Raw genomic sequence first — 15,578 nt, 5'->3', positions numbered from 1 at the left:
GGCTGCCCTTCACCGTGACGACGCTGATCATCATCGGGTCACCGGTCCTCGAGCAGGACCACTGCTGCCTGTCCGGCTCGGGACAGCACGGCGACGCCTGCGGCATCGGTCGCATCGACGACGACGTCGATCGTGCGAGTCTCGGCGGAGGTCGTCGACTCGGAGACGACCTCGCCGAGGATGCCCTGCCCTCCCGTCACGGCGTCGATGACGGCGACCCGATCGCCGCGCCCTAGGGCTGCCGCCGGGGCGAGACCGGCGGCCACGGCGACGCCGACCACAGCCTGCCCCGGGCCCGGCAGAGATGGCGCACCCACGGCCTGTGCGACGACGATCTGGCCTGGGAGGAGAGTCGTCGTAGCAGTCTGCCCGACGACGCGGTCGATCTCGCTCCACATGAGCCCTGCAAGGCCGGAATCGCCCGGCAACTGAGCCGGTGTGACGTCTTCGACGCGGATAATCGAGCCGACCGTCACCGTCCTGGCGACGGCGATGACCTGGTCGCGGTCCGCGAGCGCGTTGGTCACGTATGACGATGCGAGTATTCCGAACGCCGCGAGACCGAGAGCGATGATCTGGCTGCGTCGGCGGTGGACACCGTGAGGGGTACGGGACGTCCGCCGGGTCGGGGTCGCGGTCGTCATTCGCCCTCGCCCACGACGAGCGTCTGGACCTCATCGACGGCGATCGACGTCTCGGTGGTCAGGCGGAGTTCCTCCCCGCCGGCGACCGGGGCGCCTGCCGAGACTCCCTGCCAGTCGACCTGCCACACGGCCGTCGCTGTCACCGGGAACCTGCCGGAGTCGCCGGTCCGTTCGGGGAGGGACCTCGCGGTGTAGCTGTAGCCGCAGTCGGGCGACGGGCCATCCTGTCCCGTCCAGGGAGTACCCGCACCGCGACACACGACCTCCGCTCCGGGCGGTCCGAGTGTCCACTCGACCGCGGTCAACTCGGCGGTGGCGGTGACGCGGGCCGCACCCACCGCGGCGGTCGCTTGGGGCGGAAGCTCGTCGACGCCGTCGAGCCACAACCAGATGGGGACCCCGACGAATGCCGGGTCCCCGCCCGAGAACCGGATGACCGGTGCGTCGAGGTCGAGTTCGTTGATGGCGACCTGGGCAGGCACGGCGGGATCTGTCGCGGCTTGGGCGGCCGCCTGGGCGGGCCCGGGGGCCACGGGCGGGATCTCCTCGGGCGGGTCGACGACCCCGAGGGCGCGTTGGATCTCGTCTGCCAGATCGTCTGCCTGATCACGGGTTGCCGGAAGTGCGAGCGCCGCCTGGTTCTGCGCAGCCGACGCCGGCTGTCGTGGCGGCCGGCCGGGCCTCGCCGCCGCTGCCGGGCCCCCGGGACGTCCAGGATCCGCGGCTTGAACCAGACACCGGCCTGAACTCACGACGACCGCGCACTGTCCGGGCTGCTGCCTCGGTGACGGCCCTGCCGAGGCGGGCCCGTGCGGAGCCAGCGCGGCCGCACCGGCCAGTGCAACCGTCAGCATGGTTCGTCCAAGGCGGGTGACGTCCGTTCGACGAGCCATCGCGATCCCTCCCGTGCGACGACCGCGCGGTAGCGGTAGCGGGTGGCCTGGTTCGCCTGGTCATCGAGCAGCCGGCCGTCGTCGTCAGCCACGAGCTTGGAGCCGCTGATGTCGACGCAGTCGAGCACGGCGACGCTGTCCGCGGTGGGGGGCACCGACGGGTCCACCACGGGCCGGATCTGAACCTGCCCTTCCAGATGGGCCGGCAGCGACTGGTAGTTGCGGATCTCGAGAACGAGATCGTTGAGCGCCTGGCCACGTGCGACCGTCGCGAGAGGTACCGACCAGTCCTGGCTTCCCGGCGTCTGAGCCGCGAGCCCGCTCAATCTCCAGAACTCGGAGTAGACGGCGAGGGCGTCCGCGGTAGACGGTGCCGCGGTCGGGGACGGCGAGGGGGCCGGAGCGGACGGCTCCGAACATCCCGCGGCCATCGCCACACAGAGCGCTGCGGCGGTAGCGGGCGGGATCGCGCGGGCACGGGAGGACACGAGCACGGCTCTCAGCCTCTCGGCGGCCGTTCGCGAGTCGTTCGCGCTCGTTCGCATGTCATGGCTCCCGTCGGCGAGGTGTCGTTCTCGGCGCTCGCCTGCCGACGACCGTCGCAGGCACGCACCCGTTACGAGGCCGAATGAGATCAGATCACTCGGATGGAGCAGAGCGAGCGGGTGCGAACGACTGTGAAGCGGACAGCGAACAAGCCCACGCGAGGACCGAACGAGGGAGGGACAGAGTCGGTCGGCGCTCGCCTGACCAGGAGGAACCGTGGAAGACAGTCCTGCCCGCCGGGCCGGAGTGCTCGAAGCCGCTGCGCTGGAGCTGGCAGGACGTGGGTGGCCGGTCTTCCCGCTTCGTCCGCGCCGACACGAGCCGGCCATCCGTGACTGGGAGGCACGTGCCACGACTGATCCCGCGATCATCCGACGCACCTGGGAGATCGCGCCGTGGAACGTCGGGGTCGCCTGCGGGCCCGCCGGCTTGGTGGTGCTGAATCTGCACCGCGGCCCGCCCGGCGACCACGGACGCCAGCACTTGGCGCAGCTTGCTGCCCAGGCCGGGAGTCACGTTCCGGCCGAGACGCACACCGTCCTGACACCGTCGGGAGGCGAGCAGCTGTACTTCGCGGCGGGGCGGGAGACGGTCCCGAGGTCAACGGTGCGGATTTCGCCCAGGGTCACGGCATCCCTCGGCGGTTCCTACGTCGTAGGAGCCGGGTCGGTCATCGACGGCAAGAGGTATCGCGTGGTCGCCGGCGCTGAGGTGATGACGTTGCCCCCTTGGCTCGCGAGCCTGGTCGGCGTGCCGGTCGCAGTGCAGCCGCAGCCGACGTCGGTGAATCGCAGCCTCGAGGCCACCATCGCCCGCGAGCTCCGGCGAGTGGAGGAGGCGCTGGCGGGAAACCGCAACCACACGCTCTTCGTCGCCGCCGTCCGGCTCGGCCGCCTCGTGAATGCGGGCGGCCTCGGCGAGGCCCAGGTTCGTGCGGCTCTCACTCAGGCAGCGGATCGACACCAGCCACCAGGCGTCCTCACCTCCCGAGAGATTCGACGCGCGATCGACGCCGGGCTCAGGCACTACGCGACCCCGCAGCGGAACGTCTTGGGAGCTGCCGGGCATGGCCACGTGCCCGGCGCTCAGGTCGGTCACGAAGGACGGATGTGATGCTGTCGACGGCATCCCCGGACCAGGCTCGCCGGTTGAGCCGGTTGTGAGCGACGACGAGACACCGCAGGTGGAGACGGTCCGAGTCAGGCTGCAGCGTTTCCTCTCCGATGAACGCATCGCCACGCATTTCGAGAACAAGGTCATCATGCTGGCCGGTGAGGTGGTCGAAGACCTCGACTCCGAGGCTGCGCCGAACCTGCACCTTGTCATCGCGGGCTCCTGAGTGAGTTGCGGGTTGGTGCGGACGTGAGCTGGGCTCCCCTCAACAAGCGACCGTCAGACGCTGCCGAGTTCATCCGTCCGGTGTGTAGACATTCTGGAGTCAGAGGGCCTGCGCAGGCGGGTCTCGGCTCGTAGCCAGCTCGAATCCGAAGGGCTCATCGGCCACGTCCAAAGGCGGCCGGGCCACGATCCTGCTGCACGACCCGCTCATCCGTCGCAGCGCCCTGCACTACCGGTCCAACGCTCGAGCGCCGTTCGAAGAGGAAGCCCTCGCAACAGCCCAGTCACCGGAGTACACCCACAAGAGCGCGCCGGATCGGGCCGGACTCGAAGTCGCCCACCGACTCAAGATCAGCATCGGCGACGAGGTCATGCGCACCGACTACGTCTCCTACGCCAACATGAAGCCGATCATGCTCGTGACGTCGTACGAGCCCCTGAGTCTCACGCGTGGCACCCCGATCGAGCTGCCCGAGGAAGGCCCGCTGCTCGGGGCCGGGATCGTGGACCGCTTCACCTCCATCGGGATGCGGCCCACGTCCATCGTGGAACAGCTGCACTCACGCATGCCACGCCCGTCCGAGGCCGAGCAGATGGGCCTGCGACCCGGCGTCCCGGTCATCGTCATCGTGCGGACCAGCTACCACGTCACGACGCCGATCGAGACCGCGGACCTGCTACTCGCGGCCAACCAGTTCAAGCTCGAATACGCGCTCGCGGTCGACCCGGAATAGCAGAACGGCGCCACCCGGACTCCCGGGTGGCGCCGCTCTCGTTCTGTCAGATCGGCAGTTCAGCAGGTCCGGCCGCTGGTTGAGCAGTTGCGCCTGCGGCGACACGAACCGCTCGTACTCCTCGGTCGCGTCCGGCCGGAACAGTCCGACCTTGCAGCAGTTCTGGAACGCCATCTTCACGCTGAAGTGCTCCTGCACCGCACCGCGCATGGCGTTACTCCCCACCAGCCGGAACACCTCGCCCCACGCCCTGTCGTCCGGTGGGACCTCCAAGTTCTGTACGGAAGCCTCGCCAGACGCGTCCAGTTCCTTCGCCAGCCGCTCAACCATCGACTACGCGTAGGGCAGCGAGGTCTTGATGCAATCCACGAAGTCGCCCAGATCGATCGGGCCACTCTTCGCCTTTTCCAGTAGGTCGGGCGAAACAGTGAGGGACACAAAGTCCTCCTAGAGTTGGAAGCTCGAACAAGGTCGGAAGTGTGAACTCAAGTCACGCTACGGCGGCGACGCTCATTGGCAAATACCTCAATCGGGCGACATTTGATGCACGTTTGCGCATGTTGCACCAGGTCTGTGGTCCGTATAACTGAGGTGACCGAAAGGAGAGGACCCGGAACTACTAGACGATAGAAGATCGCGGCGTCGTCGAAAATGCCTCTTCTGCAGCCTCTCGAATACGGGTGCCGCTAAATTCGAATCTAGTCTCCGCCACACTGATAAGTGGGTACTCAAACACCAGCTCGAATGGCCCATCGGGTGGCAGTGGCCACTGCCACAGACCAATACTGATTCGCAGCCAGTCAGGATCATGACTTGGTCCGGCAGAAGTAGGCCGGACGTATAGCACCGGAGGCGTGGGCGGTGGCAATGTCTCGTCCACCACGACTGGAACGCGAGTTAAGGTTGAGGCCGACGAGCCGTCAGAGTATTGGAGGCCAAACCTGAGTAGTTCCGGAGGTAGACCGCCGTCGGCGGTGCGCCTCGAATCGGTCCCGAACAGAACATTCCAAGCGCGCCTCGCTGTTGCCCAATCATCCGAGGCGCGCACTGTAGCGACGATTTCCCACCAGCACCCCTGCGGAAACGCTCTAAGCTCGACGAGCGTAATCGTCCCCGCCTCAGTCTCCGCCAAACGCATACGCTCTGGCAGAATGCCCGGTATCACTAACTCGGGCGGCTGAGCCCATACAGCTGGCTTTGGACCTGGAGCGGGACGGTGGGGCCTGTCCAGGTCGTCCGGTGGGCTAAAGAACGGCATCTTGCCACCCCCGAGAAGTGACGTGTAGGTCGATCTTGACACTCTAGCCCCGCACTGCCAAATCCTGCGCATGGCCCTCAGGTGCACGTCGATCACGGTTGACGTAGTACGCGACCGTCCCACGTACGACCTGACCCCTACCAGGAGGTAGGGGTCAGGCCAGTCTAACTAGATCTTGTCACGCCCTCCGGACACGGCGGCCGCGACTTCACTTGGACTGATGACCTTGTGTCCGTCCAAGGTGTCCGGAAGCTCTGCTCGATCAAAGGGCGGAGTGATCTCAACGACCGTGACATATGCACCAATAAATGTTCCCTCGTTCGGATAAAAGGGCAAAACGAAAACTTCGCTCCCATCGGCACTACGGAGAAACAAATGTCCATAGTATCCGCCAGCGCCGAATGCGCCGATGTTCGCGCCAACGTTCTCGAAGCCGACCGTTCCGCCGAAGCATACGGCCGTGCCTTCGCTAATGTACTCCAAGCTAATCGGCTCAGGCGGACCCGAGTCGCAAGGAACCACAGTGTTCTGTATCTGAACTTCGCCAGCGCTCGCAGCCCCTGCTGCTCCTAGGCCAAGAAGTGCCACGACTCCAAGAATTCCCACCAACGCCATTGCCAACCTACGCATGCTGTCCCCCCGAGCGAATTTCGATCCGGCGATCCGGACGTAAAACGAACATACTTAAGACTGATGATGCGTGACAGCGGTTGGCGAGTTCTTTAACTCGATCATACGAGCTGTTAGCCCATATGGTGCTGTTATAGCTGAGCAAACGGGGTATTAAGCTAGCCGATTCAGACCAGTCTCCTTGTGTTCGGTTACAACCTTCTGTCTTGACCGGGAGGCGCCCAGGCCGGATTCCGACACAAGTAAGCAAGAGGTCCGCTTCGGTCGCGGGAGGCTAGCCCGGACTCTTCATGGCGGGCCGGGCGGTAGATGACCCCCGAAAGAAGAAAGTGCCTCTCGACCAGGTAAGACAGGGCTTGCTGAGGGCCATGTCCGCCGGGGTCGAGGAGGCACTTTCCGAGTGCAGGCTACAACCACCCGCCCGAAGATCATGGTGACCGCCGACGGGGCCGGGGTGGTGTCGCATGCCGGGTCGCGGCTGCTGGCCGACGTCGCCGATCGGACCACGCTGACCGCCGAGTTGTCCCAGGTCCTGGACGTGTTGCGGCGGCCGGGCACTCGGCATGATCCGGGCCGGGTGTTGGTGGACCTCGCGGTCGCCGTCGCCGACGGGGCGACCACGATCTCCGAGATCGACGTCCTGCGCGACCAGGGCGAGTTGTTCGGGGCCGTGGCGTCGGACTCGACGTGCTGGAGGCTGCTCGACCGCCTCGACGACACGATCCTGGCCCGAGTGGCGGCGGCTCGGGCGAGGGCCCGGGAGGTGGTCTGGGACCAGCACGCCGAACGCCACGGTCGCCTGTTTCCGCCCGCGAGGGTCGCCGGGCAGGACCTCGACGTTCTGGTCATCGACCTGGACGCCTCGATCGTGATCTGCCACTCGGAGAAGGAGCAGGCGGCGCCGACGTTCAAGCGGACTTTCGGCTACCACCCGCTGATGGCGTTCTGCGACAACACATCCGAGTTCCTCACCGGAGTGCTGCGGCGCGGCAACGCGGGCGCGAACACCGCCGCCGACCACATCAGCGTGCTCGACCAGGCCCTGGCCCAGATCCCCGATCGGCACCGCCACGGCCGCAAGATCCTGGTCCGCGCGGACACCGCGGGCTGCACGAAGGCGTTCCTGACCCACATCCGCGCCCAACGCGACAACGCCGTAAACAGCGAGTTCTCCGTCGGATGGGCCATCACCGACCGCGAACGCGCCGCCATCACCGCGGTCCCGAAGAAGGTGTGGGCCGACGCCGTGGATACCGACGGCGGCCACCGCGACGGCGCCGGACTGGCCGAGCTCACCGGGCTGCTGCCCACCGCAGCGTTGGAGGGCTACCCGACCGGAACCCGGGTGATCGTCCGCCGCGAACGCCCGCACCCGGGCGCGCAGCTCGACCTCATGGAGACCCGCGACGGCTGGCGCTACACCTGCTTCGCCACCGACACCCCCGCTGGTCAGCTGGCGTTCCTCGACGCCCGCCACCGCGCCCACGCCCGCGTCGAGGACCGCATCCGCACCGCCAAGGACACCGGCCTGAACCACTTCCCGTCCCGGACCTTCGCGATCAACTCTGCGTGGCTGACCGTCGTCATGCTCGCCGTCGACCTGCTCGCCGCGACCCAGCACCTCGTCCTCGACGGCCATCTCGCCAAGGCCGAGCCGAAGACGCTGCGCTACCGGCTGCTCCACGTCGCCGCCCGCATCACCCGGGGCCAACGCCGCACCTGGATCCGAATCCAGCAGTCCTGGCCCTGGGCCGAGCAGCTCGCGGCGGCCTTCGCCCGGCTTCACGCGCTGCCCGTCCCTGCCGGCTGAACCAGCCTCACCGTCGGCACGAGCAGAGCGGAGCACCCGGCAGCACAGCAGGCCGGACGATCCCGCACGCCTGCCCCGGGAAACCGGCGACGATCATGGATCAGAGGTCAGTCGCTGGGCCCCATGAATGGCCGGGGCTAGCAGGTGGCGATCTACGCTCGAAACTCGGTCGCAGAGCCTCACCGTGTGTGGTCCCGGCGCTCGATGATGGCGCGCACGCGAACCGCTGGTCTCGGCGGTGATCCGGAAAGCAGGGCAGGTCGCAGCTTCGCATTCTGCGTCCATCTGACTGAGAGCCCGCCCCCGAGGGTGGTGGATCGCTATCCACACTGACAGTCGAGCGCGCCGAGCTATCCACAGTGCGAAGTCGGCTGTCGACATCCTGTTCGGACCCCGAGGACGCTCCGCGGATGACTGTCCTCTTCCGCCTCCTCCTCGCGGCTGCTGCCGTCGTCGGAGGCCTCCTCGCTGTGATGGCAGCGTTCCCCTCCGAGCCGTTCACCCACGCCGCGAGGTCGCTGGGCTGTGCTGGCGACGTCAGCTACGAAGTCGCCGATCGCGGCGGCGGGGTCATCCTGGCTGTGTCGTCCACGGGGTGCCCGGCATCGCTCGCGCCGGAGGCACTGGCCAAGGCGGCCTGGACCGCGTCGACCTATGACGTGGACTTCGTCAGCGCAACGATATGGCGAGGCTGGCAGCCTGCAGACACTGTGATGGGGGCCGCCGAGCTGAAGGCCGTGACGGGAGTGGAGCTGGCTGGACATCCGCGGCCGGCCGGGCGCATCGGTCCGGGTACCGCCCTAAGTGAGGTCGCAGCTCGGGTTGTCCCCGTGCTCGCGCTCGCGGCGGCAGGGTGCGCGGCGCTGAGAGTCCGCCGCGTGGCCCGTGAGCTCCTTCACGCGGGGACTTCGGTCAGCGTGCGACGCTGACGTGGACGTGATCGAAGTGCCCTCCGGTCGCGTCGGTGGGGTCGTAGATGCCGCCACCGGTGTACGGGACGCCCCATGCGCCGTCGCGGTCGGTCGTGCCCGGGTCCCAGTAGCGGCCCTGCCAGATGAGGTACTTGATCTGTAGTGGCCCGGCGTTGGCGCGTAACCAGTTGGCGAGTTGCCAGCCGTGGGCGAGCTCGTCACCGGTGGGGAAGACGCCTGCGCGGGTGGGGAAGAGGTCGCAGGCGCGGCCCTTCGGGTGATCGCTGGTTGGGTTTTGGAGGTGGGGATCCCAGCACGTTGCGCTGCGGATGATGCCGCCCGGCTCGCCGAAGGTGGCGTAGATCGACTCGAGGACGTGCAGGGTTGTCGGCGTGAGGCAGCCGCGGGTGGTCGGGTCGTCGCGAACGCATCCCGTTTCGCTGTCGGCGGAGGGCGCTGGGGCGGGGAGGCCGTCGATGTCCGCGGCTCCTGACGCGCCAGCCTGGTCGAACGCGCTCCCGGCGAGCACGGCCAGGAGCAGGGCGAACCCCAGGACGGCGCTGAGTACCACCGCGGCGACGGCGCTGGCGCCGACCGTGACGACGCGCATCGTTCAGTCCCGCGGGTAGTGCGCGGTGGGTAGCGGTGGCAGCGGAAGGTGGGTGCCACGCGCCTCAGTGCGGGCGTCGTGTGCGCAGTCGACGAAGGGCCCGTCGGCGGCGAGCAGGACCCGGAGACATGGGTCGAGGTGGTCACGGATCCAGATGGACATGGAGGCGCCGGGCAGGGCGACGTGGTCCTGCCAGGCGCGGCGTAGCGCCTCGAGGCGGAAGACCGCCTCGGGGTGTTCCCACCACAGAGGGCACCAGTAGAGCTGTCCGCGCAAGGGGCGAGCGATGATCGCAGTGACGTGGCGGTGCACCCAACGCACGAGGCGGCCGGGGTCCAAGACGGCAGTGGGGACGTCGTCCTCGTCGGGGCCGCCGCGGTCCATCAGCGAGTCCGTCAGCCGGGTCTGGTGGTCCTGCCAGGACTCGAGTGCGGCGACTCGGGCGGCCAGGTCGTCGTCGGTCAACGTGGATCTCCGTAGGACGAGTATCGGGAGCCGAGCGCGTCGCGGGCGGCGGCGCGGAGCTCAGCAAGGGCGGAGTCGGCGTAGTCGCGGATGTCGGTGGCGTGGTTCTCGCGGTACCAGGGGAGAAGACGGGCAATGCCGATGCGGCGCCCGGAGGTGAGCAGGACGGCTTGCGTGCGATCAAGTGCGCGCAGCGCGTCCGGCGGCATGATCGGTTGGCGAGTGGTGCTGGTCTGCCAGGTTCCGCCGCCGCGGCTGTGGGAGATGGACTGCTTGTCGACGTCGTGGTCGCCGATCAGGCCGGACAGGCGCTGGAGGAAGGCATGGTCGTCCACCCCGGCACCGACGAGCTTGACGGTGGCCGCGGACCACAGCGCGTCCATGCCCTGAGTTCCCCACACCCCAACGCCCTGCTGGTAGCTCTGCAGCATGGTGAGGACCTGGATGCCGCGCGATCCGTAGTGGCTGTAGAGCTTGGGCAGGTCTTGAATCGGGCAGATGTTCGCGGCCTCGTCGAGGACCGCGACGACGGGTGGGTCGAGGCGTCCTCCGCTCGCCTGGGCGTGTGACTCGGCGACGTCGAGGATGCGGTCGACGAGAGCCGCGACGACCGGGGCGGCGGTCCCAGCCCCTTCCTTCGACATCAGATGCGCCGTGACGGGCCGTTCGGCGGACTCGAGGACGAGTCGCCAGGGGTCGAGCTCCTCCTGCCTCCCGCCGTCGCCCGCGCGCCAGGATCGCGGCGGGGTGATCCAGCGGAGCGTGCGTTCGGAGGCGAGCGCCTTCGTCGCGGTCCGAGCGGTCTGAAAGATGCCCTTGGCGGTGACGTCGGCGCCGTTGAGCGCCGCTTCGAGCTCGGCCGCCTCTCCGGAGGCGCCGATACGGTCGAGGGCGACGATGGCGTTGCGACGTCCCTGCTGGAGCCACAGCGACACCTCGCGCATCGTGGCGTCGGAGAGGGCGGCGGCGAGGAGCGTGCCGACGAGGACCTGCTCGCCGGCTGCGTGGAAGAAGGGGTCGCGCCGTTGACCTCCGATGGTGGCCATGAAGTGGCCGGCGAGGCGCGCAGCTGCTTCGTACCGGTGATCGGGAGGGGCGTCGCGGATCGCGCGGAGTGGATCCCACCACCAGGCCTGCGGGGCGTAAGCGATCTGCTGCGGGTCGAAGGTCCAGACCGGTCCGACCTCGCTGCGGGGGCCAGCAGTGAACGCCCAGAGGTCGGACTTGTTCGAGGTTGCGATGGCGAGTCCGGGCGCGCTGAGAACGGCGGGGACGGCGATTGCGCTCGTCTTGTTCGAGCGCGGCCCCATGATGACCAGCGCGACGTCCTCCCAGGACATCCAGATCTCGTGGCCGTCGAGGAGGCCGAGGCGGATCCCGCGGTCTGCGGCGGCGAGCGCGGCCCGCGTGGGCAGGTTGCGAAGCGAGCGGGCACGCTTCTGTTGCTTTTCGCCGGCGAGATCGCCAAGGCCCCTCCGGTCGAGCATGGGGGACGGCCGTAATGCCCGGGTCAGGCGTCTGCCCAGCACCGCGGCTCCGATGGCCAGGGCCACCAGCAGAGCGACCGAGCAGGCGAGAATGAGTGCGAACGACCCGCTCGTCGGCCATGGCTCGGTGAGCAGCCGAGCTGACCAGGCGGGCGGTGACCACACACCGGAGTCGATGAGCGTGGCGGCTGCGGTCGCGAGCCACACGGTTGTCACGGCCGCGGCGCCGAGAGCGACGGTGGCGAGGAGGGCGAGCGGGGCCGCTGCGTCACGGAGCGCGAGGCGGGTCATGGGGCGCGCCTGAACGCGGTGTCCGTGTCGTAGAGGTCCTGTTCGGTCGGGGTGAGGGTGAGCCCGATCGGTAGCCCCATCCGCTCGCCGGACTTGATCAGGTACTTTCCGCGCCCCGGGTGGGTGTGTCCTGAGTGCCATGTCGGTGGTGCTGCCCAGGAGGTGACGAGGGCGGCCTCGGCGTCGGTGAGGGGCGTGATCCGGCGGATCCCGTCGAGCTCCTTCTCCGCCATGCCCCCGAGCACGAGGATTCCGGTACGGGACGCCATCCCGCGTGCCTTGGCGCGGTCGGCCTCGGTGGGGAGTGCTTCGAGGTCGTCGAGGGAGTGGGTGACCTGGATGGAGACGACACCGCGGTGTCGGTTGAGCCGCGTGATGCGGTCGGAGCGCTCGACGAGTCCGGGGGCGACCCGCAGGGCTCGCCAGAGCTCGTCCTGCACCTGGACGACGTTGCGGCGCTTGCCGTGTGCGGCGGCGGCGTCGGTGACTCCGGCCGACCACGCCCAGGCGCACAGCATCGCGGCGGCGATGGCGTCGTCGTCTTCCTCGTCGAGTGCGGAGAGGTCGAGCGACAGCCCGGGGCAGTCGGGTTCGGGCCGCACGGTCGAGGCCCGGTCGAAGATGCCGCGGAGGCTGCCCTCGCAGAGCAGGCCGAGGGTGTTGATGAGGTCTCGGGCGGCGAGGAGGAACCCCCGCGGGTCGTCCGCGGCGGTGATCCGCACGAGGTCGGTGGTCGGAGCGGTGAGGATGTGGAGGACGTCCGGGATGAGGGGTTGGCTCTTCCCTCGAACCCCGACGACGACGTCGAGGGCCGCGCCGAGCAGCCGTCGCTCGGTCACGGAGATCTCGCCGCGGCGGACGATGGTGGTGAGGGCCTCGAGCAGCGAGAGTCGCCGAGCACGGATGGTCTCCTCGATCCGATCCCGTTCGCTCTCGCTCGCACTGTGCTGAGCTGCGGCGAGCGGCCCTGCGTCGAGCGGGTTGAGGGTGTGTGCGCCGCGTCCGATGCGCCACACGGATCCACCGAGTGCCTCGACCAGCGCGGAGTATTCACCTTTGACGTCACCGGGGATCACGGCGGTCATGCCGAACCCGACGAGTCCGACGACGAGTCGCTTCGTGATCGAGGACTTCCCGATCCCCGGTTGGCCCTGCACCCACACGCCGGTGTTGGAGACCAGGCCGGTGCGTAGCCACTCGGCGGGGTCGAGGCCGACGGGTTCGGAGGTGTGGAGGTGCCGTCCGACCGGCACGCCTTGGACGACCGCGCCGGACGAGACCGCGAAGGGATAGAGACCGCACACCTGGCTGGTGGTGGCGGTGTAGCGGGTGGCGCTCTCGACGTTGGCGACGCGACCGCCGTCGCGGACCGGCCAGCCCCATCGCCGCGGGACCACGGCGCTGTGCCCGCTCATCGGGTGCCTCGTCGGGCGAGGTGGACGGGGTCGAGGCCGATCCCGAGGGCGACGGCGAAGCCGGCACCCTGGCTGCCCCGTAGGCGGCGGAGGCGGATCTTGGCCTGTCCCGCGCGGGTCTCGACGTCGCTGACAGCGGCGGCGAGGTCGTCGGGATCCAGGACGGTGGTGGTGATGTAGATGCTGAAGCGGCCGAGACCGGCGCCTTCGGCCTCCTCTCGGGCGGACTGTAGGGCGCGGTGGCGGTCGTCGCGGTCGCGCTGGGTCTCGTCGCGTCGAGTCCGCTCGGCCCAGGCTCGCCGGACCTGCCCGCTGGTGATCTCGGCTTCGACCTTGGCCGCGGCGTCCTGTGCGTCGTAGGGCTCGTAGAGGACGGTCACCCGGCGCGGGAACGGACCGGGGGAGAGCAGCGGTGTGAGGATGTGGGCGCTGACGGCTTGGCGGGGTGCCTCGCGCATGCCCCAGGTGACCGACAGCCCGGAGTCGTGTCGGTAGTCGTCCCAGCTCTCGGAGGCGGCGATGGGGCCGGCATCGGCCCAGCGCGCGATGAGTGCCTCGTCGCCGGCGAGATCGCGGCGGACGGCGGGATCGAAGGCAGCCCGGACCCGGTGGGTCAGCCAGCCGGTGCTTCCGCGTCCCAGCACGGCGACCCCGGCGCCGGCCAGGCCCTGCTCGATGGCGGGCAGCCCGCGTCCGGCGTCGATGGTCGCTTCGACGAGGTCTGCAGGCTTGGGCGAGCCTCGTTGGGGATCCATCGTGACGGTCACGCGGGCGTCGATCTCCGCGGTGGTCTGCGGCTGTGTGGAGACGAGCTCGTCGAGGACCCGTCGGGCGAGGGTGGGGGCGTTGGGGTCCAGTGAGGCGCTGACGTGGTCGCGGATGGTGGTGCCGCCGGTGGGTGCGGTGTCGATGGTGATGGCGAGGAGCACGACGAGTCGCTGGTAGCCCAGGTCAGCCAGCAGCGCGGCCCACCCGGCGACCCAGCGATCGGTCTGGTCGTCGTCGGCGAGGTCGAGTCCGACGGGGGAGACCCGCAAGACCGCGGACAGGCGCCCGCTGCGGCGGTCCCACAGCCAGCAGTGTCGGCCGCCGCGCCCGTCGTCGGTGTCGAGGGGGACGGTCGGGGCGAGGACGCCGGGCAGGTCGGTTCCGCGGGGGTGGGCGGTCAGGATGCCGCCGGTCCACTCGGTCCAGCCTGCGGCCCGAGCGCGGCGGAACCGCGCCACGCGGCTGACGAACTCGGCGAGGGTGACCCCGTTCACTCGGATCATCAGCGCGGCGATCAGCAGGACCGATGCCGCTGTCATCGGCAGCGCGGCCCGCGGGACGGTGGAGAAGGCGAGCAGGGGCCCGAGTACAGCGAGGAACAGGGTGACGGTGGTGGCGGTGCTGAGATTGCCGATGCCCCAGCCGCGTTCGGCGCGCCAGTTTCCGTACAGCCGGGGTGCCTTCTCGTTCACGTGTCGTCCTTCCGCTTGCGCGAGGAGTTGTCGGCACCGTCGGCGGTGCGCACGCTTGGCTGGACCGTGATGACCGCGGGCGATACCCGGCTCCCGGTGCGTCCGGCCCCCTGCGGGCGGGAGCCGCGCGAACCCGGGCCGGTGGCGGCCTGTGCCGCGGCACGCTGCACGGCGCGGGTACGCATCGGGAGCGCTGCAGCGGCGCCGAGGGCCCCGAGCATCTGCGGGCCGACCAAGCCCTGCCCGCCGATCTGGCTGCCTGACCAGGAGAAGAACTTCATGAGCGCGGGCATCGCGAACAGGGCGAGCATGAGCACGACGAGCCCGGCCAGGACGGTGGTGACCTCGCCGGGCTGGTTGGACCCGGTCGTGGACAAGTAGGTGAAGCCGATGAAGTAGATGAACGCCGCCGCGGGCTTGTACACGGCGATCGCGATGAGCCAGGGCAGCAGCCGGTTGAGCCACCCGCGGGTTGCACGGTTGATCGACCCGGACGCGGCGAGGGGCAGCATCGCCGCGAGGACGAGCAGCGCTGCCTGGCGGCCCAGCATCATGCACCACTGCAACGACGCGAGGATCGCGGCGACGATCCCGAGCAGCAGGTAGTTGAAGTTGTTCTTGACCCCCTCCTGGTGGGTCAGGTTGTCCACCATCAGCACGGCGAAGTTGTTGGCTGCGTCGTCGAGCACCACCCGGCTCAGTTCGTCCCCGGCCCGTAACCCGGCCTGCAGTACGACCAGGCCGAGCGCCGAGACGAGCGCGAAGCGGAGCAGCCCTGAGGCGACCTGGATCAAGGGTTCAGCCCGGCGGGACAGGATGATCCGGATGGCCTGGACCAGGACCGACGCGACGAGGATGAGCAGCGTCAGCAGGCGGGTCTGGCCCTGTGCGGCGAGGACAGCGGGGTCCATCGGGTCGACGCTGTCGGTCTGTGCCCACCAGGAGGTGGCGGCGACGATGAGCTCGGCGGCGGCCTGGGTGATCCGCACGATGATCTCGTCGAGCGCGGACTGGATGAGCCCGGCGGATTTGCACTCGAGGTCGAAGACGCCGCAGTCGGCAGGTGCTTGGGCGAGGAGGCTCATG

The 15,578-nt window shown here is 69.0% G+C and carries 14 protein-coding genes and 1 pseudogene; 5 read left to right on the top strand and 10 right to left on the bottom strand.

Annotated features, from left to right (window positions below):
• Nucleotides 1-38: 38 nt before the first annotated feature.
• From BLS43_RS21345 to BLS43_RS29535, 3 genes are all read right to left on the bottom strand, one after another.
• Nucleotides 39-527, bottom strand: a complete 489-nt coding sequence (locus BLS43_RS21345) for an SAF domain-containing protein (protein ID WP_176921459.1) — start codon at nt 525-527, stop codon at nt 39-41.
• A gap of 113 nt (nt 528-640) precedes the next feature.
• A complete protein-coding gene (locus BLS43_RS29540; RefSeq protein ID WP_143030149.1) occupies nt 641-1,498 on the bottom strand; it encodes a hypothetical protein in 858 nt (285 codons plus the stop codon).
• The gene (locus BLS43_RS29535; RefSeq protein WP_143030148.1) at nt 1,492-1,863 is read right to left on the bottom strand and encodes a hypothetical protein; all 372 of its coding nucleotides are present in this window, start codon (nt 1,861-1,863) and stop codon (nt 1,492-1,494) included. The genes BLS43_RS29540 and BLS43_RS29535 overlap by 7 nt, the downstream gene beginning before the upstream one ends.
• Before the next feature lie 436 nt (nt 1,864-2,299).
• On the opposite strand from BLS43_RS29535, the gene BLS43_RS21330 reads away from it, so the two are divergent.
• From BLS43_RS21330 to BLS43_RS21320, 3 genes are all read left to right on the top strand, one after another.
• The gene (locus tag BLS43_RS21330; RefSeq protein WP_093087988.1) at nt 2,300-3,196 is read left to right on the top strand and encodes a bifunctional DNA primase/polymerase; all 897 of its coding nucleotides are present in this window, start codon (nt 2,300-2,302) and stop codon (nt 3,194-3,196) included.
• A 46-nt stretch (nt 3,197-3,242) separates the two neighbouring features.
• Entirely contained in the window at nt 3,243-3,422 is a 180-nt protein-coding gene (locus tag BLS43_RS21325) for a hypothetical protein (RefSeq protein WP_093087985.1), read from the top strand.
• Nucleotides 3,423-3,792: 370 nt separating this feature from the next.
• A complete protein-coding gene (locus tag BLS43_RS21320; RefSeq protein WP_245707652.1) occupies nt 3,793-4,155 on the top strand; it encodes a UTRA domain-containing protein in 363 nt (120 codons plus the stop codon).
• On the opposite strand, the pseudogene BLS43_RS21315 reads toward BLS43_RS21320, so the two are convergent.
• Nucleotides 4,099-4,593, bottom strand: a pseudogene (locus BLS43_RS21315) (SCO5389 family protein). The gene BLS43_RS21320 and the pseudogene BLS43_RS21315 sit on opposite strands and share 57 nt — an antisense overlap.
• A gap of 1,850 nt (nt 4,594-6,443) precedes the next feature.
• Between BLS43_RS21315 and BLS43_RS21310 the strand changes: the two are divergent.
• Together BLS43_RS21310 and BLS43_RS21305 are read left to right on the top strand one after the other, a co-directional pair.
• Nucleotides 6,444-7,853, top strand: coding sequence for an IS1380 family transposase (locus tag BLS43_RS21310; protein WP_093087979.1), 1,410 nt, complete (start codon nt 6,444-6,446; stop codon nt 7,851-7,853).
• 410 nt (nt 7,854-8,263) lie between these two features.
• Entirely contained in the window at nt 8,264-8,782 is a 519-nt protein-coding gene (locus BLS43_RS21305) for a hypothetical protein (protein WP_093087975.1), read from the top strand.
• On the opposite strand, the gene BLS43_RS21300 is transcribed toward BLS43_RS21305, so the two are convergent.
• From BLS43_RS21300 to BLS43_RS21275, 6 genes are read right to left on the bottom strand one after another with little or no spacing between them, the layout of a single operon-like run.
• Nucleotides 8,766-9,374 (bottom strand): VldE C-terminal domain-containing protein, encoded by a 609-nt coding sequence (locus tag BLS43_RS21300; RefSeq protein ID WP_093087972.1) that lies wholly within the window; start codon nt 9,372-9,374, stop codon nt 8,766-8,768. The two genes, BLS43_RS21305 and BLS43_RS21300, sit on opposite strands and share 17 nt — an antisense overlap.
• A gap of 3 nt (nt 9,375-9,377) precedes the next feature.
• Nucleotides 9,378-9,839, bottom strand: coding sequence for a DUF4913 domain-containing protein (locus tag BLS43_RS21295; RefSeq protein WP_218129932.1), 462 nt, complete (start codon nt 9,837-9,839; stop codon nt 9,378-9,380).
• Nucleotides 9,836-11,617, bottom strand: coding sequence for a type IV secretory system conjugative DNA transfer family protein (locus BLS43_RS21290; protein ID WP_176921458.1), 1,782 nt, complete (start codon nt 11,615-11,617; stop codon nt 9,836-9,838). Before BLS43_RS21290 ends, BLS43_RS21295 begins: the two co-directional genes overlap by 4 nt.
• Complete coding sequence (locus tag BLS43_RS30145) at nt 11,614-13,032, bottom strand: ATP-binding protein (RefSeq protein WP_176921457.1); 1,419 nt, start codon at nt 13,030-13,032, stop codon at nt 11,614-11,616. The genes BLS43_RS21290 and BLS43_RS30145 overlap by 4 nt, the downstream gene beginning before the upstream one ends.
• Complete coding sequence (locus tag BLS43_RS21280) at nt 13,029-14,492, bottom strand: SCO6880 family protein (RefSeq protein ID WP_093087963.1); 1,464 nt, start codon at nt 14,490-14,492, stop codon at nt 13,029-13,031. The genes BLS43_RS30145 and BLS43_RS21280 overlap by 4 nt, the downstream gene beginning before the upstream one ends.
• Nucleotides 14,489-15,577 (bottom strand): hypothetical protein, encoded by a 1,089-nt coding sequence (locus BLS43_RS21275; protein ID WP_093087960.1) that lies wholly within the window; start codon nt 15,575-15,577, stop codon nt 14,489-14,491. Before BLS43_RS21275 ends, BLS43_RS21280 begins: the two co-directional genes overlap by 4 nt.
• Between the last annotated feature and the right edge of the window lies 1 nt (nt 15,578).

Source organism: Pseudonocardia oroxyli (genome assembly GCF_900102195.1).
GTDB classification, from domain to species: Bacteria; Actinomycetota; Actinomycetes; order Mycobacteriales; family Pseudonocardiaceae; genus Pseudonocardia; species Pseudonocardia oroxyli.
Note: the sequence above shows the minus strand (reverse complement) of the source record. Positions and strands in the feature narration are given on the sequence as shown.

Coding starts and splice junctions, on each gene's coding strand:
- BLS43_RS21275 (WP_093087960.1), bottom strand. CDS start 15,577: ATGAGCCTCCTCGCCCAAGCACCTGCCGACTGCGGCGTCTTCGACCTC.
- BLS43_RS29540 (WP_143030149.1), bottom strand. CDS start 1,498: ATGCTGACGGTTGCACTGGCCGGTGCGGCCGCGCTGGCTCCGCACGGG.
- BLS43_RS21320 (WP_245707652.1), top strand. CDS start 3,793: ATGCGCACCGACTACGTCTCCTACGCCAACATGAAGCCGATCATGCTC.
- BLS43_RS21290 (WP_176921458.1), bottom strand. CDS start 11,617: ATGACCCGCCTCGCGCTCCGTGACGCAGCGGCCCCGCTCGCCCTCCTC.
- BLS43_RS21300 (WP_093087972.1), bottom strand. CDS start 9,374: ATGCGCGTCGTCACGGTCGGCGCCAGCGCCGTCGCCGCGGTGGTACTC.
- BLS43_RS30145 (WP_176921457.1), bottom strand. CDS start 13,032: ATGAGCGGGCACAGCGCCGTGGTCCCGCGGCGATGGGGCTGGCCGGTC.
- BLS43_RS21305 (WP_093087975.1), top strand. CDS start 8,264: ATGACTGTCCTCTTCCGCCTCCTCCTCGCGGCTGCTGCCGTCGTCGGA.